The sequence below is a fragment of the Oceanimonas sp. AH20CE76 genome (assembly GCF_039654065.1).
GTDB classification, from domain to species: domain Bacteria; phylum Pseudomonadota; class Gammaproteobacteria; order Enterobacterales; family Aeromonadaceae; genus Oceanimonas; species Oceanimonas smirnovii.
In genome coordinates this window covers 1,075,421-1,091,500 of sequence record NZ_CP155481.1, presented here as the reverse complement: position 1 = coordinate 1,091,500, position 16,080 = coordinate 1,075,421, and the positions used below count along the sequence as shown (strand labels likewise).

Sequence of the window (16,080 nt, the reverse complement as noted above, 5' to 3'; positions counted from 1 at the left end):
GCCGCTGCAGACAGGAGAATTCAGATGCAAATAGACACTCTCAGCGATTTTTTAACCCAGGCCGGCACCGAATTCAGATTGTTTGACCTGGGACGCCGCCTGCAGCCGTTGGCGCACAGTGACTTTGCCGCCATTGAGGCCGGCCAGCGCCCTTATCCCTGGCCGCTGCAGCGCCATGCCTGGCTGGCGGTGTGCTATTGGCAGCAGCAGGGCGGCCAGCCTTATGTGTGGTTTTTAAAAATTCCGCTGGATGAACGTGGCCTGTTTAACAATGCCGCAGTGAAGCATTTTCTGGCCGCACTGGTGGAGCAGCTGGGCGGCGATATTCATGCGCCGCTGACCGAGGAGCAGCAGCAAAACCTGGCTGACACGCCGTTTACCTTTCAGCCGCCACAAGACAAACTGGCGGCGTTTCATGCCCGTCTGAGCTTGGCTCTGGAGCATGCGCCGTCGGCGTTTTATCAGGGTGCGGTAGATTATTTGAATGCGCCCGCCAGGCACAACTGGCAACAGCTTGGACTGCAGGGCCTGGCCGATGTGGCAGCGCGGCTGCATAAGGACGATGCGCTGGCCCGGCGGGTGCAACAGCAGCTGTGGCAATTGCCGGCTCCGGTGCAGCAGGCACTGCTGACCCAGTGCGAGCATCATCCGCTGCCGGCGGCGCTGGCCAACAACATTATTACCGCCATCAGTGCCGAGCAGGAGCGTGGCGAGCCCGATGAAGAGCGCATTGCACTGCTGCTGCGGGCCACCGCCGGCTGTGCGCCGTTCAGGGCGCGCAGTGCCAAGCTGTCCAGCCTGATGTCGCTAAATCCTGGCCAGCCGGTGTTGCTTGCGCTGGCCGCCCGCCTGTGGCAGGAGCTGACCGACGAAACACTGCTCTTGCAGTATTTGACTTTGCTGGCAGAGCACCATGGCGATTTATTTAACGGTCTGTTTGCCGAGCTGGTGTCGGTGCCCGCCCTGCGCCCGCTGATCCTGGCCAATTTGCATAATCCGGAGTTGCCTGCTCCACTAAAACAGGCGTTTGGCAATTTGTTTGCAGCCAGCCGTGGTTGAGCTGCTTGGCCTGCTGGCACTGTTTGTGCTGGGTGCCGTGGTGTGGCAAATGCGCCGCCAGAGCGAGTTTGCCAACCGCTGGCTGGTGCATTACTGCAAGCGCCAGCAGTTTCAGCTGCTGAGCGTGTATCGCTATCGGTTTTGTATGCGCAAGGGCCGGTTGCTGGCTCATTTTCGTTTTGAATTCAGCCACGATGGTGTGCAGCATAATGAAGGTGATGTGTGGCTTGCCGGCGTGCAGGTGGTTGAGGTGTCGGTGCCGGTGCTAAGAGAAGACTCCTTTGGAGAGCTGTAAGCTGTCAGCTTTCAGTGGTGTTGATTGGAGACTCAGTCTGGTGCCTGATAATGTGGTGGTCATTGAAAAACTGACAGCCAAAAAAGGAGAAAAATATGGAACATATGATTCATCCGTTCAGTGAGTTGTTTGAACAGCTGGGGCTGGATGCCTCTCATCAGGGCATTGAGCATTTTTTGCAGCAACATAAGTTACCGGACGAGATTGAGCTGGTGAATGCGCCTTTCTGGAGTCCGGCTCAGGCGGCATTTTTAACAGAAGGCCTGCAGCAAGACTCCGACTGGGCTGAAGTGATTGATCAGCTGAATGTAAGTCTGAGGTAATAAGCGGAGTTGTCATGTCGCAAGACATCATAGAAGTTATTCACCGCCTGGCCACTGAAGGCAAGGCGGTCACCACTGCCACAGTGCGGGCCCGCTTGTCGGGCCCGGTTAATATGGCGGAACTCATTAGCCTGGTAAACCGCTATCGCACGGCACCGGAGTCGTTGCCGGAAACCGCACCGGAGCCCATTACCAGTGAGCCCGACAGGCTGACAGCTCTGGAAGAAAAAGTGCGCCAGCTTGAAGCCCGGCTGGCCAGGCTTGAGGGTAATACCTGATGTGGGTATGTGAGCTGCAGTTTGACTGCTACCAGGACACACAGCTGGCCGACGCAGAGCAGGCCATTCGCCAGCTGCTGGACGCCCTGCGTTACAACGGCCAGATTATTGGCCGGGAATTTCCCACTGTTATTCATCAGGGCTGGCTGACCAGCCGGGTAGTATGCCCGGAGCAAAACAGCCTGCACCCGGATAATTACAGCCGCCAGGTGGAGCTTGCCATTGAGCAGCTGCACCGGGCCGGTCTTACCAGCCCCAAGGTCACGTCACGGGGGCCGGATTTAAACTCGGACACCACCGATGAGATCCACTCCCCCGAGTGGCAAGTGCTGTATACCAGTTATTTACATACCTGCTCACCGCTGCGCTGTGGTGAGCATTTTGCGCCCATTCCGCTTTATCGTATTCCGCCGGTGGCCAATGGCGATTTCAAGCAGGTGCTGAAATGGCAGGAAGACTGGGAAGCCTGTGATCAGCTGCAGATGAACGGCTCCATTCTGGAGCACGGTGCGGTGGAAGAAATTTCATCCCCCGCCAGCCTGCTCAGCCGCCGTGGCCGGGATCTGGCCAAGCGCATTGAGTTTTTAACCAGGGTGCCCACGTTTTATTATTTGTATCGCGTGGGCGGCGACAGCCTGGCCAGCGAGCAAACCCGCCCCTGCCCTGGCTGCGGCAGTGACTGGCACCTTGACACCCCGCTGCACGATATTTTTGATTTCTTCTGCGAGCCCTGCCGGCTGGTATCGAATTTATCGTGGGATTTTAAATCGTAGGACCCACCGGCTCAGCCCGTTGCAAGAAAGTGGCGAGATTCGGGGCCAGGGTGCCGATGGTGCCTTTACCAAGGCGTTCCAGCAACACAGCTCCGGTGGTGTTGTCGAGGGTAACCAGCCGGTGTTCGTCGCGGCAGGTGGCAATAAACCAAGTGGCGGGCAGCGTTAATTTTTGCTGCATAAGCTGATGGCCAATCTGGTTTTGCTGCAGGCGCTCAAAATCAGCTTCATTCCAGGGCTGCAGCAGGGTGATAAACAGCCCCTTGTAACACAAGGGTAAATGTCCGGCGTAATAATGGCCGAACAAGGCGGCTAATGACGGATGCACGGTAAGGTTAAGTGCATGGCCAACATTATTAAAATGACCGGGTTCGGGCCGGACATAAGGGTGCCAGGCTACCTTACCCTGATGCGCGGGCAACTGCTCGGCCGGAGAGGGTTCGCTGGCATCATGCTCAGCCAGCGGCTGACCATAACAACGCTGATAATGTTCAAACAGAGCGGCCAGCGCCGGCACCACTTGATTCTGCATGGCAAACCCTCACAATGCGGTGAACAATGTATACAAATTTAAAGCCCCATATTACCAACCGGAAATTGAAATGACACCTGAGCAAAAATATCAACAGAGTGAATCTTTGGCGGATCTGGCCCTGGGCAAGCAGAGCAGCTATGTAAGCGAGTATGATCCTGCTCAGCTGCAGGCGGTGCCGCGCAGCCTGAACCGGGATGACTTGCAGCTGCAGGCTGGTGCTCTGCCTTTTTCCGGTGAAGATTTATGGAATTTGTATGAGCTGTCGTGGCTGAATGCCAGAGGCAAGCCGGTAGTCGCCATGGGAGAGGTGCGGGTACCGGCCACCAGTACCAACCTGATTGAGTCCAAGTCGTTCAAGCTGTATCTGAACAGCTTTAATCAGAGCCGCTTTGAAAGCATGACGGCAGTGGAAGAGACGCTGGCCCGTGATCTGTCGGCCTGTGCTGATGGCAAGGTCACGGTCAAACTCTACGAGCTTCATGTCGCTCCGGCCCAGTTTGGCCGCCTGCCCGGCCATTGTATTGATCAGCTCGATATTGATATACAACACTATCAACCGGTACCCGAGCTGCTGGCGAATGCCACCGAAGCAGAGCAAACCTGTGAGACGCTGCACTCTCATTTACTTAAGTCCAACTGCCTGGTCACCGGCCAGCCGGACTGGGGCAGCGTAATGATCCGCTATCAGGGCCCACGCATTCGCGAAGATGCCCTGCTGCGCTATCTGGTGGGTTTTCGCCAGCATAATGAGTTTCACGAGCAGTGTGTGGAACGTATTTTTATGGACATTATGACGCACTGCAAACCCTCCGAGCTGACGGTATATGCGCGTTATACCCGCCGGGGTGGTCTGGATATTAACCCCTATCGCAGTAATGTGGCCGGCAAGGCAGCCAATGTGCGCCTGCTGCGCCAGTAAGCATTGAGTCCGGCAATGCTGGACGCGGGCCGGCGGGCTTCGTAAACTGCGCCACTGGCCCGGTTTTTTCGGTACGATTATTGTGATTCTGTCTGTCGCCGTTCTGGTGTCACATCTGGCGGGTGCTCCGCCACTGTCTTCTTACCAGCCCGAGCCCGCTGAACTGCAGCGGGCCCGGCGACTGATGCTGAGCCGCCCCGGCGAATGTGTGGCACTCACCCATTTCTTTTTGCAGCGAAAAGAAGCCAGGCCCGCATCCATGTTCAACTCACGCCAGGAGCTGGACAAGCTGGAGCAGGCCAAGCGCTACCGTACCCGCGGCCAGACCTTTACTGCCTGGCAGCTGCAGGCCTTGTGTCAGGCCAATGATGGTCAACTGCTGACCGCCGATGCCAGCATCAACAAGGCCATTGCGCTGGCCCGGCAGCAGCGTCAGCCCGATGCGCTGGTAACGGCGCTGCTGATCAAAACCAAGCTGGCGCTGGCCACGGATCATACTGCGCAGGCTCAGTCACTGCTGGATGAAGCGAAAAGTGTCAGCCTGCCGGCCGGTGACGGCCTTATTGGCGATCTGCAATTACTGCAGGCCACTGTGCTGATGCACCGGCACCGCTACGATGAAGCCCGCCAGCTGTATGAGCAGGTGCGGCTGCAGGCGCTGCAGCAGGACGATATGCTGCGCCAGTCCTGGGCCAACTTTTTGCTCGGTGATTATTATCTGCAGCTGCAACAGGATGAGCTGGCCCTGTCTCACTTTCTGGAAACACTGGATGTGCTGGGCGATCGTCGCCAGTTTTACGTTAAGGCGCTGGCCGCCAAAAAAACGGCCGCCATTTATGCTGCTCTTGGCCAGAATGACAAGGCGCTGCAGTTTGCCAACCAGTCTACCACCGAGTTTGAACAGCTGGGCAACAGCCCGCTGCTGATAAGCTCACTCATTAATCTGGGCCGCGTAACCCGGGCCGGAGATGATGCCAACCTGGCACTGGTGTATTTTTTTAATGCACTGGATTTGGTGAAAATTCAGGGTGACGCCAAGCTGATGGCGCAGCTTTATCTGGAACTGGGCCAGTCTTATTCCGACCTGGGCAATGATAAGGAAGCACGGCATTACCTTAATCTGGCCCGCAGTGGTTTTGAGCATACCGACGATTTGCCCCGCCAGACAGATACGCTGATACAACTGGGCAAAATGTATCTGGCACAACATGAATATGGCGTTGCCTTGCTGCACCTGGAACGGGCCAAAGCGACAGCCGAACAGCTGGATGATGTGCTGCGGCTGATGGAAAGCCACCGCTGGCTGTCCAGGTTATTTGAGCAGAGCGGCAATATGGCTGCCGCCCTTACCCATCAAAAAGCCCTGCATGCCTATTTTAAACGGGCCACCACGGTTAACCGGCTGCTGACCCAGAGCCTGGTGCAGGATAACGAACAACAGCTGCAACAAGAACGTGAGCTGAGTGAGCTGGGCCGCAGGAGTGAAAAACTGCAGCAGGACAGAGAGCGCTTTGCGCTGCTGGCCGCCGGGCTGAGTTTGCTGTCACCACTGCTGCTTTATGGTTTGCTGAGAAACCATATTCGCAGCCGCCGGCTGTGGCAGCAAAACCAGGATCTGCAGCAGTTACTGCTGGTTGAGCCCGCGACCGGCCTGCCTAACTGGCGACAACTGATGCAGCGCCTGCCTCAGGAAATGGCACGCCAGCAGCAACGTTCGGAGCAGTGGTATCTGAGTGAAGAGCAGGCTCGCCCCTTTGATGACAAAATTTACTACATGCTGCTGCAGGTGCCCTTTATGAGCAATCTGCGGGAACGGGTGGGACTGGCTGCCGCCAGTCAGATCCAGCTGCAGCTGGGAGAATATCTGCGAGGCCGGCTGCACCCCAGAGCCCGGCTGTATGACTTGCGTGACGGCCAGTTTATTTATGCTATTCCGCAAAAAGAAGTCGCCGAGCTGGCTCCTATTCTCACGGCCCTGGAACGCATGTTTGCCGAGTTTCCCTGTGAGTTTGAGCTGGACAGACAGATTTATACCGGCATTATCGGCCATCCGTTTTTACCCAAGGCCCCCAATGCACTGGACGACTTACGCCTGGGTGATGTGCTTTATCTGGCCCTGGCCGCCGCCCGTGAACTGGCTCACAGCACCGGTGAGCCGGCCTGGGTGGAGCTGGTAGCGGTAGACTGTCAGCAGGCGGCTTTTTTCACCGGAGACATACGCAGCTGCTGCATTCAGGGTATTATGAAAGGGCTGGTAAAAGTGAACAGCTCACATAAAAAGCAACAAATTAACTGGCAAGCACTGCAACCCGCATTACCATCAGAAGATTCAAGGGGCGCTGTATAGGCTTATGATGAGAAATAATGACCACAGCATATTGCAGGATCTGACCTCTGCCATTACCGCGCTGGAAACCCTGTGCAACAGTCTGCAGCAAGAAGCCCCGGATGCTGAAGCACTGGCCGCCCAGGATTCCGGTCCCGGCTTGCTGCTGCAGTGGCAAAAGCTGTTTGGCAATCATGCCGATATCAATAAGCCTGCGGCCGAGCCTTCAGACGATCTGGCAGATATGCTGCGCCAGCAGCTGGCCCGGCTGAAACGGCATGCTCAGCAACAGCGCCAACAACAGCAAACAACCCGGGAGCAGTTGTTGCAGGCGGCATGTTATCTGCAGGACAGCCCGTTTATCAGTGAACAACTGACCGGCATTATTCATCAGCTGGAAAATAAAGGCAGTCCGCTATATTACCTTCAGCCTTTGCTGGAGTGTTATCAGCAGGCCCTGACCCTTTCCCGGGAGCAGCAAAGTACGCAGCATGAGCTGTGCCAGCGTCTGCTGCAACTGATTGATGAGCTGGATTACCACGGTGAGATAGGCAACGAGATTCACGCCATTCAGCAGCAGCTGCTGACACAGCATGATCACAAAGCCCTGCCGGCCCAGTGCCTGCGCCTGATTGAACTGATTATTGAGGGCAACCGTAACGAACGCCGGCACTCCGCCCGGTTTTTGGCACTGCTGAATGACGATCTGCAAAATATACATAATCAGTGCAGTGACTCGGTGACCGAAGGCAAGGCACTGATTCAGGATCGTCAGTCTCAGGACGCAGCGCTTGCCCATGAACTCAATGCCATCAATATTGATTTAACCAGTGATCCCGAAGTACAACTGGCGCTGTCTGTTGCCAGCCGTATACAAAGCCTGAAAAATATCGTTAACCAGCACCAGCGGCTGCAGCAACGGGAGTCTGCTTTGCTGAACCGGCTGACAACGCTTGAAGATCAGGTGAGTGCACTGCAGGAACAAGCCAGCGATTATCAACGAAAGTTACTCAGCCAGAATGAAAAGCTGATGATCGACAGTTTAACCCAGATCTATAACCGGGCCGCGCTTGATGAACGACTGAAAATTGAGTTTGAGCGCTGGAAAACAGCAAAAAACCCGCTGGCAGTTGTTTTACTGGACATAGATTACTTTAAACATGTTAACGACAAATACGGCCACCTGGCCGGAGACAAAGCCTTGCGGCTGACCGCCCGGACACTGAGGGAGAGCACCAAGGAAAGTGACTTTGTTGCCCGTTTTGGCGGCGAGGAATTTGTCATTTTAATGCTGAATGTGGATCCTGCATTACTGCACCGGCCACTCCAGCAACTGCTCAAGAAGATTGAGTCTATACCATTTCGTTTTAAAAAAGAGCGCGTGACCATTACCGCATCTATTGGTGCCACCCTGCTGAAATCCGGTGATACCATTACCTCTGCCCTGGAACGCGCTGACCAGGCTCTTTATCGGGCGAAAAATGCAGGCCGCAATCAACTGGTTATTGCGTAAGCCGTTTACACCAATTCAGGGATAAATTAATGATTACTCACATTAATCCGGTCGGCAGCATGAATATGCTGTCGCAAATGGAAGTTGATCGCCTTAAGCAGTCTGCCTCCGGCAGCCTTTATCACTTGTTCAGAAACTGTGCGCTGGCAGTACTGAATTCCGGCAGTAAAACCGACAGCTCCAAGGAAATTCTGGAGCGTTATAAAGACTTTGATATTAACGTCATTCGTCGTGAGCGCGGCATTAAGCTGGAGCTGTTTAATCCGCCCGAACACGCCTTTGTAGATGGTGAAATTATCCGCAGCATTCAGGATCATCTGTTTTCGGTATTACGCGATATCATTTATGTAAACAGTCATTTGCAGGCTTCTTCACTGTTTAATTTAACGGCTTCTACTCATATTACCGACCTGGTGTTTTCCATTCTACGCCATGCCAGAGCCATTAATCCGGGGGCGGATCCCAACATAGTGGTGTGCTGGGGCGGACACTCCATCAGCCCGGTGGAATATCAGTATACTCGCGAGGTAGGTAACGAGCTGGGCCTGCGTGAGCTGAACATTTGCACCGGCTGTGGCCCGGGTGCCATGGAAGGACCGATGAAGGGGGCAGCTGTCGGCCATGCCAAGCAGCGTGTATCCGGCAGCCGTTATATTGGTCTGACCGAGCCATCCATTATTGCCGCCGAGCCGCCCAACCCCATTGTAAATGAGCTGGTTATTTTGCCGGATATTGAAAAACGTCTTGAAGCCTTTGTTCGTCTGGGCCATGGCATTGTTATATTTCCCGGTGGCGTGGGCACGGCAGAAGAAATTTTATACATTCTGGGCATTATGATGCATCCGGAAAACCGTAATCAGCCGCTGCCCATTATTTTGACCGGGCCTAAAGAAAGTGCTGATTACTTCCGCAGCGTAGATGAATTTATCGGCAACACGCTGGGGCCGGATGCTCAGGCACTGTATCAGATTATTATTGATGATCCGGCAGAAGTTGCCCGGCGCATGAAAACCACCATGCCGCTGGTGCGTGATTATCGCAAGTCGGTGGGTGATGCTTATTCTTTCAACTGGTCATTAAAAATTGAGCCTGAGTTTCAGCTGCCATTTGAACCCGATCACGAAAGCATGGCCAATCTTAATCTGAACTGGGATCAGGCCCCCCAACAACTGGCGGCCAATTTGCGCCGGGCCTTTTCCGGCATTGTAGCGGGCAACGTAAAAGAAAGCGGCTTGCATGCTATTGAGAAGAAGGGTCCTTTCCTGATTAACGGTGACCCCAAACTGATGAAGATGATGGACAAACTGTTGCGTCAGTTTGTTGAGCAGCAGCGTATGAAACTGCCGGGCTCCACCTATGTGCCCTGCTATCGCATCAACCGCTGATATGCTGCTGATCCTGGATGCCATGAACCTGGTGCGCCGCCTGTTTGCGGTGCAACAGCAACAAAATGCCGATACTGACGCACAGCTGATAGCCACCCGTGCTGCGCTGGCGCAGGCTGCCGGCAAGCTGCTGACGCGGTTTCGGCCCAGTCATGTGGTAGCGGTGTTCGATGGTGCACCGGTAGGCTTTCGTCATCGTCTTTATCCCGATTACAAGGCCAACCGCCAACCCATGCCCGATGCGCTGGCCGGTTATCTGGGTGAATTGCAGCAGGCGCTGTGGCAACAGGGCATTGATGCCCTGCTGTCGGACAGTGAAGAGGCAGACGATCTGGTGGCCACACTGGCCTGCCAGCTGGCCCGCTATGGCAAGAACAGCGTAATTGTGTCTACCGACAAGGGCTTTTGTCAGCTGCTGGGGCCACATATTCAGCAGTGGGATCACTTTGGCCAGCGCTGGCTTGATGAACAGCATGTGCAGCAGAAGTTTGGCATAGCGCCGGCCCAGCTGGTGGACTACTGGGCGCTGACCGGGGTCTCGGGCAGCAATGTAAAAGGGGTGCCAGGTATTGGCCCCAAACGCGCCTGTGGATTATTGCAACAATTTGACAACCTCGACACTCTGCTGACTGCACCGGCAACCAGCAAAGAACAAAATATCGTGCAGCAACACAGAGATGAGGCCCTGCTGGCCAGGCAACTGGTGAAACTGGTGGATGATATTGAGCTTGGTGTTAATTTGCAGCAGCTTCGATATCACAATCCGACCAAAGGGCCATAGGCAAAATGGGAACAAAATGTTATAAAGTCGCTGCAAAACAGAGTATAAACCAACCACTGATAACGGAAGCTGCCCATGAACAAACGCAGTATTACCGTGATCCCGGGCGATGGCATTGGTCCCAGCATTATCGATGCCGCCCTGCGCATTATGGATCACGCAGGTTGTAATTTTCACTACGATTATGCCGATGCAGGCCTGATGGCCCTGGAAAAACACGGCGAACTCCTTCCTCAGGTTACCCTGGACCAGATAACCCAGAATAAAATTGCCCTGAAAGGTCCGCTCACGACCCCTGTAGGTGGCGGCTTTACCTCCATTAACGTGTCTTTGCGCAAACTGTTTAACCTCTACGCCAACGTGCGCCCTGTGGTGTCGTTTGAAGGCACGCAAAGCCGCTATAACAATATCGACATTATTACTATTCGGGAAAATACCGAAGGCATGTATTCCGGTGCCGGGCAGAAGCGCTCCGACGACAACAGCAGCGCCGAAGCCATGAGCATTATTACCCGGGAAGGTGCCGAGCGCATTGTGACCTTTGGCTATGAGCTGGCCCGCAAGGAAGGCCGCAAAAAAGTGACAGTGGTGCACAAGGCCAATATTCTGAAGTCAACTTCCGGACTGTTTCTGGAAGTGGCCCGTGAAATCGCTCCCCGCTACCCTGATATTGAAACTCAGGAAATGATAGTGGATGCCGCCTGTATGAACCTGGTGATGTATCCCGAGCGTTTTGACGTCATCATTACCACCAACCTGTTTGGTGATATTTTGTCGGACTTGTGTGCCGGTCTGGTAGGTGGCCTTGGCATGGCACCGGGTGCCAATATCGGCAAAGACGTGGCCATTTTTGAAGCGGTGCACGGCTCTGCCCCGGATATTGCCGGCCAGAATATTGCCAACCCCTGCTCGGTGATTCTGGCATCCATTCAGATGCTGGAACACCTTGGCATGGCCGACAAGGCCGCACAAATCCGCAACGCCGTGCGCAAGACCATTGCCGAAGGAAAAACCGTGACCCGGGATCTGGGCGGCAACGCCAGCACCACCGAGTTTACCGACGCGATAATTGCCAACCTCTGAAAACAGCGGTCAGCTATAAGCTGTAAGTAAAAAACGGCGCTGTTCTCACAGCGCCGTTTTTCTGTCTGGTTTTGTGCCGCCTCAGCCGGCAGGGCCAGCGAAAGCAGACCTGGTTTACCGGTACCTCCAGACAACATCACTTACAGCTGACCGCATAAAGCTGACGGCTCCCCGAAGGGGTCAGTCCTTGGGCTGAAGCTTGGCGACTTTACGTGGCTGACACACATGCACCGTAATTTCTTCCCGGTCGTGATAGAGCTGCTTGGCCTGCACCTGAAACCCTCCCAGCTGATCGAGCTTTTCCTGCAATTGCTGCAGGTTGTGCACGGCTTCAGCGTAGCGCTTTTTCATCGGCAGCTTGAGGTTAAAAATGGCCTCCTGGCAGTCTTCTGCCAGCAGCCAGTCGGCCATGAGCGCCACCACCCGGGCGGGTTTGTCTACCATGTCGCACACCAGCCAGTAAGTGTTTTTGCGGCTGGGCCGCCATTTAAAACCATCTTCCCGATAGTGTTTTACCTGGCCGGTTTCCATCAGGCTGTCGGCCATGGGGCCGTTATCAATAGCGGTGACCATCATGCCCCGGGCGACCAGCTGATAAGTCCAGCCACCGGGAGCGGCCCCCAAATCGACACCACGCATGCCCGACGTCAGCCGGGTATCCCACTCTTCACGGGGAATAAACACATGAAAAGCCTCTTCCAGCTTGAGGCTGGAGCGACTGGGTGCATCGGCAGGAAACCGCAGCCGGGGAATGCCCATATGAAAGGGTGACTGGTTATAGGAATAGGAATAACCCAGCATGACCTTATTGTTGGCGGTAAAGAACAGATGCAGTGTGGGCCGGTTGCGGGCTTCGGCGCGGGTTAATACCCCCTTGCCGCGCAAAGCCTGACGCGCCGGCACGGTAAATTTGCGGCAAAACTTTGACAGCTCCTTGCCATCATTGGTGTCGGCAGTTTCTACCCGAATATCACCGCACAGAGGCATGCCCTCGGCGGCATCAATAATAGGGCTGATGCGATCGTCCAGCGGCAGATCATTCAGCTCGGCCCATACCACCAGCATCTGACGGGCAAAAATCAGCTCACGAAATGGCAGCTTACGGCCCAGCAGATCGCCGTCTTCCGGCTGAAAGCACTCATACACCACATAACCGCTGTTATCTTTGGTGCGGGCAAAGCCCGGGCAACCCATTTGCCCTGCCCTGTCCTGAATTTCGGCCGCCGCTTCTTTTTCAAATCCGGGACGGCAATAGATCAACAACTGTTTCATTTAAACCTCAACCAGGTGCGGCCAGCCAGCAACAGGCATAACCAACCCACCATAAAACTCAACCCCCCGAGCGGGGTAATAAAACCAATCCCTTTGGTGCCAAACAACACCAGGGCATAAATACTGCCGCTGAACATCACCATGCCCAGCACAAAACAAACGACCGCGGCGTTGATCAGCACACTGGCCCGCTGCCGGAGCATAATGGCCAGCAACAGCAGTGCCAGGGCGTGCAGAAACTGATATTGCACACCGGTATTAAACGCCGATATCAGCGCCGGGGCTGCCACCAGGCCATGGGCACCATAGGCCCCCAGCGCAGTGGCACTGAGGCCGGCCAAAGCCGCAGCATAAAAGGCAAGATTAATGATCATGAATAAAGCTCCTCATGCGTTCAATCACCTGAGCCAGATTGCCCTCAAGGGTTGCACCCGAAGACTTGCGCGGCTTGAAGCCATGATCGCCGTCGGTAATCCAGCCGGTTTGTACCGTATCAGCCAGATCGTAACCGGCCACGGCTTCCCGGTTGCCAAAAGTGTCGCGCTCCCCTTGCAACAACAGGGTGGGCGTGGCAATGGAGGCCAGGTGCTGCCCGCGAAAACGTTCGGGTTTGCCCGGCGGATGAAACGGAAAGCCCAGCAATATCAGTCCGGCAGGGGCCAACTCATCGGCCACCAGTGAGGCCATGCGCCCGCCCATGGACTTGCCTGCCAGAAACAACCGCGGATGAGTAAACTCCGCCGCCAGCTCGCGCCAGCAGTTCAGTAATACCGGCTCACGATCCGGCGGCCGGCGGCGGCCATCACTTCGGGTTTTTTGCATATAAGGGAACTCAAAGCGCACCACCTGAATATGCTCGTCTGCCAGTCCCCGGGCCAGTGTGTGCATGACATCGTGCTCCATACCGGCACCGGCACCATGGGCCAGCAGTACTCTTGCTGCAGCATGGTCGGGGCCATCTTTTAATACGTTCAACCGTTTACCCCTTTTTGTTTTTCTTCTTTACTGACCAGCGCCAGCATCCAGTCACGAAAGGCAGCAATTTTGCCAAGGTTTGCCTGAGCCTCATGACTGACCAGGTAATACGCATTTTTTGACATTAACACCTGCTCAAAGGGGCAGACCAGCCGGCCGGCATCGATTTCCGGCTGAGTGAGCACGCTGTGGCCAAGGGCCACCCCCTGGCCATGAATAGCCGCCTGGATCACCATGGAGGAATGACTGAAAATCGGCCCCTGATTGACGTTGGCGGCCTGAATATCCAGCTGCTTGAACCAGGCCTTCCAGTCACGCCGCGAAGTATCGTGCAGCAGAGTATGCCGGGTTAAATCTTCCGGGGTTTTCAGCGGCCGGGTGCCCATCAGCAGCATGGGCGAGCATACCGGGATCAGGTATTCCGCATGCAGCTTGTCGGCGCGCAGACCGGGCCAGTGCCCCTTACCATAATAAATAGCCACATCCACGTCGTCGGTGAGCGAGCCTTCGTCCAGATCCACCGCCTTGATGCGCACGTCTATGTCCGGATGTGCCTCACTGAAGCGCACCAGCCTGGGCACCAGCCACTGAATGGCAAAACTGGGCTGCAGGCTGACGGTAAGGGCTCCTTTGGCACTGCGCGCCAGCAGGCGTTCGGTGGCATCGGAAATACCGGTAAAAATATCCTTTATTTCCAGAAAGTAACTCTGCCCTTCTTCAGTGAGCAGCAGCGAGCGGTTACGCCGCCGAAACAGCTTGATACCCAGAAATTCTTCCAGCGCCTTGATTTGATGGCTGATGGCGGCCTGAGTCACAAACAGCTCTTCAGCTGCCCGGGTAAAGCTCAGGTTACGGGCAGCGGCTTCAAAGGCTTTCAGCGCGTTAAGCGGAGGTAATCGCCGGGACATGCTCATCTCTGACAGCGTTTAAGTGGCTGTGAATTATAGGGGTCTGCGGCTGCGCATACCAGCATGGCTCTGGTTCATTTTTAATGACGGGCTGAGTACACTGGCATTCTTTATCTATGGCGGACTGAAGATTGATGGATTGGTTACCTGTGTCACTGCTCGACTGGCTGATGCTGACCTTTGTGGGTTTGCTGGTGTTGCTGATGCTCTATAGTCTGCTGCGCCGGCTGTGGCGGGGCAAGCCGAAAGTACTGTTTGAGCCCGCCGTGATGTTCAGCCCGGAAGCCGCCACTGCCTTTGCATTGCTGGAACAGGCGGTAAATCACCGGCTGCGGGTGTTTGCAGCGGTGCAGATGAGCGAGGTTCTGGCAGTCTCTGCGGCACTTGGTAAGGCACAACGGGAGCAGGCCGCTCAGATGATGCTGGGCGAGACACTTGATTTTGTGTTGTGCTCTCCCGGGGAGCTGATGCCCCGGGTGGTCGTCGCACTGACCGACGACAGCCTGAGCCGCACCGACGGCCGCCACCGGCACCGGCTGCTGGAGCAGATTGAGACCGCCGGCCTGCCGGTAGTGCACTTGTCGCCCAAAGACTGGCCCGAGCCCGGCATGTTGTGGGAAGAAATAGCCGCCCTGCTGCAGCCCGATACCATTCAGCCGTTTGCCGTTAACGGCCGCCGTGAGCCTACCCTCAGCCTGCCCGACGATGAACCCGACGACGAGCCGGAAATAAAATGGTAGGCCTGCTTAACCCATGCCAAAACGCTTTTTGGTCAGCCGACAACCTTTGTCATTCCGGGCTGACCCTGAATCCATCCTGCAAAGGATATCGCCCTCTACAAGCACTGCTCACAACTCACAGCCGGCACCCACTTACAGCTGAAAGCTTATGGCTTACGGCTCTCCCGAAGGGAGCAGGTTAAAGCCATAACTCACTTAACGGCGTCTCCGGCGTATAGTGATGGGCAATTTGTGCCAGCAACAGTTCGGCGGTGGCCAGGGCATCGGTTAAAGCATGGTGGGGCGAATAATGGGGCAGATTATAGCGCTCACGGCTGTTGGCCAGACGAATGGATACCGGCTTGCGCCCCCGCAACCGGCTCCACAGGCTGAGCTGACGAGGGTGAAAGCGGGTTTCCAGCTCCATGGTATCGATCACCGGAAAGCGAATATCCTCATATAGCCTCGCCTTCAAGGCAGCGGCAAAGAAAATCTGCTCTATGCGCCGGTAGTGCACCACCACAATACGCCCGGCCAGGGCGTTGAGCAGTTCATCCAGCACCTGTAACAAGTCCGGCGCTTCCTCTATTTCCGAATGGGTAATACCGTGAATGGCCACGGTATTACCCGCCATTGGCCGGTGCGGGTTGACAATCCAGTGAGCAGATGCGCGACAGTAAATGCGCTGCAGATCGAAAGGCACCACCCCTATGCTGACAATGGCGTCTTTTCTGGCATCCAGTCCGGTGGTTTCAAAGTCCAGCGCCACAAAAGGCACGTCTGCCAGCGGCGTGTCCGGACCCGGCAGGCCAGCCCGGTAAAAGCGCTGCAGCCGGTAGTCACGGGCGCTGCGGGCACGCTCTTCAAACAACGCCGGCCAGTCGGGTGCACTGGCGGTGTCGACCAATGATGACGGTCTGAGATACATCATAGGCT

The 16,080-nt window shown here is 55.6% G+C and carries 18 protein-coding genes; 12 read left to right on the top strand and 6 right to left on the bottom strand.

Features of this window, described 5'->3' with window-relative positions; all coding sequences use genetic code 11:
* Nucleotides 1–24 precede the first annotated feature (24 nt).
* From N2M06_RS05310 to N2M06_RS05290, 5 genes are all read left to right on the top strand, one after another.
* Nucleotides 25–1,059 carry a DUF3549 family protein gene (locus tag N2M06_RS05310; protein WP_019933614.1) on the top strand — a complete coding sequence of 345 codons (1,035 nt, stop codon included), beginning with the start codon at nt 25–27 and terminating at the stop codon, nt 1,057–1,059.
* On the top strand, nt 1,052–1,354 hold the full coding sequence (locus tag N2M06_RS05305; protein WP_346351835.1) for a DUF3301 domain-containing protein: 303 nt from the start codon (nt 1,052–1,054) through the stop codon (nt 1,352–1,354). The genes N2M06_RS05310 and N2M06_RS05305 overlap by 8 nt, the downstream gene beginning before the upstream one ends.
* Nucleotides 1,355–1,449: 95 nt before the next feature.
* A complete protein-coding gene (locus tag N2M06_RS05300; protein WP_346351834.1) occupies nt 1,450–1,677 on the top strand; it encodes a DUF2789 domain-containing protein in 228 nt (75 codons plus the stop codon).
* A gap of 14 nt (nt 1,678–1,691) precedes the next feature.
* Entirely contained in the window at nt 1,692–1,955 is a 264-nt protein-coding gene (locus N2M06_RS05295) for a hypothetical protein (protein ID WP_019933611.1), read from the top strand.
* On the top strand, nt 1,955–2,728 hold the full coding sequence (locus N2M06_RS05290; protein ID WP_346351833.1) for a Zn-ribbon-containing protein: 774 nt from the start codon (nt 1,955–1,957) through the stop codon (nt 2,726–2,728). Before N2M06_RS05295 ends, N2M06_RS05290 begins: the two co-directional genes overlap by 1 nt.
* Here the strand turns inward: N2M06_RS05290 and syd are convergent.
* Nucleotides 2,718–3,260: a SecY-interacting protein gene (gene syd, locus N2M06_RS05285; RefSeq protein ID WP_317074035.1), complete on the bottom strand. Its 543-nt coding sequence runs from the start codon at nt 3,258–3,260 to the stop codon at nt 2,718–2,720. The two genes, N2M06_RS05290 and syd, sit on opposite strands and share 11 nt — an antisense overlap.
* 70 nt (nt 3,261–3,330) lie before the next feature.
* Between syd and queF the strand changes: the two genes are divergently transcribed.
* From queF to N2M06_RS05255, 6 genes are all read left to right on the top strand, one after another.
* The gene (gene queF / locus N2M06_RS05280; RefSeq protein ID WP_346351832.1) at nt 3,331–4,182 is read left to right on the top strand and encodes an NADPH-dependent 7-cyano-7-deazaguanine reductase QueF; all 852 of its coding nucleotides are present in this window, start codon (nt 3,331–3,333) and stop codon (nt 4,180–4,182) included.
* 82 nt (nt 4,183–4,264) lie between these two features.
* Nucleotides 4,265–6,529 (top strand): GGDEF domain-containing protein, encoded by a 2,265-nt coding sequence (locus N2M06_RS05275; protein WP_346351831.1) that lies wholly within the window; start codon nt 4,265–4,267, stop codon nt 6,527–6,529.
* Nucleotides 6,530–6,533: 4 nt separating this feature from the next.
* On the top strand, nt 6,534–8,021 hold the full coding sequence (locus tag N2M06_RS05270) for a GGDEF domain-containing protein (protein WP_346351830.1): 1,488 nt from the start codon (nt 6,534–6,536) through the stop codon (nt 8,019–8,021).
* 29 nt (nt 8,022–8,050) lie between these two features.
* Nucleotides 8,051–9,406 carry a nucleotide 5'-monophosphate nucleosidase PpnN gene (ppnN, locus tag N2M06_RS05265; RefSeq protein ID WP_019933605.1) on the top strand — a complete coding sequence of 452 codons (1,356 nt, stop codon included), beginning with the start codon at nt 8,051–8,053 and terminating at the stop codon, nt 9,404–9,406.
* Between the two features lies 1 nt (nt 9,407).
* On the top strand, nt 9,408–10,187 hold the full coding sequence (gene xni / locus N2M06_RS05260; RefSeq protein ID WP_346351829.1) for a flap endonuclease Xni: 780 nt from the start codon (nt 9,408–9,410) through the stop codon (nt 10,185–10,187).
* 75 nt (nt 10,188–10,262) lie between these two features.
* Nucleotides 10,263–11,270, top strand: coding sequence for an isocitrate dehydrogenase (locus N2M06_RS05255; protein WP_019933603.1), 1,008 nt, complete (start codon nt 10,263–10,265; stop codon nt 11,268–11,270).
* 180 nt (nt 11,271–11,450) lie between these two features.
* Here N2M06_RS05255 and rlmM read toward each other — a convergent pair whose 3' ends face one another.
* The 4 genes from rlmM to N2M06_RS05235 are packed head-to-tail and all read right to left on the bottom strand — an operon-like array spanning nt 11,451 to nt 14,425.
* Entirely contained in the window at nt 11,451–12,542 is a 1,092-nt protein-coding gene (gene rlmM / locus N2M06_RS05250; protein ID WP_019933602.1) for a 23S rRNA (cytidine(2498)-2'-O)-methyltransferase RlmM, read from the bottom strand.
* Nucleotides 12,539–12,916 carry a DUF423 domain-containing protein gene (locus N2M06_RS05245; protein WP_317074028.1) on the bottom strand — a complete coding sequence of 126 codons (378 nt, stop codon included), beginning with the start codon at nt 12,914–12,916 and terminating at the stop codon, nt 12,539–12,541. The genes rlmM and N2M06_RS05245 overlap by 4 nt, the downstream gene beginning before the upstream one ends.
* The gene (locus tag N2M06_RS05240) at nt 12,906–13,517 is read right to left on the bottom strand and encodes an alpha/beta fold hydrolase (RefSeq protein WP_317074027.1); all 612 of its coding nucleotides are present in this window, start codon (nt 13,515–13,517) and stop codon (nt 12,906–12,908) included. The genes N2M06_RS05245 and N2M06_RS05240 overlap by 11 nt, the downstream gene beginning before the upstream one ends.
* Complete coding sequence (locus tag N2M06_RS05235; protein ID WP_317074026.1) at nt 13,514–14,425, bottom strand: transcriptional regulator GcvA; 912 nt, start codon at nt 14,423–14,425, stop codon at nt 13,514–13,516. The genes N2M06_RS05240 and N2M06_RS05235 overlap by 4 nt, the downstream gene beginning before the upstream one ends.
* Before the next feature lie 134 nt (nt 14,426–14,559).
* On the opposite strand from N2M06_RS05235, the gene N2M06_RS05230 reads away from it, so the two are divergent.
* The gene (locus N2M06_RS05230) at nt 14,560–15,165 is read left to right on the top strand and encodes a DUF2726 domain-containing protein (RefSeq protein WP_346351828.1); all 606 of its coding nucleotides are present in this window, start codon (nt 14,560–14,562) and stop codon (nt 15,163–15,165) included.
* 178 nt (nt 15,166–15,343) lie between these two features.
* Here the strand turns inward: N2M06_RS05230 and N2M06_RS05225 are convergent, their stop codons facing one another.
* Nucleotides 15,344–16,075, bottom strand: coding sequence for a 3'-5' exonuclease (locus tag N2M06_RS05225; RefSeq protein WP_346351827.1), 732 nt, complete (start codon nt 16,073–16,075; stop codon nt 15,344–15,346).
* Nucleotides 16,076–16,080: the final 5 nt, after the last annotated feature.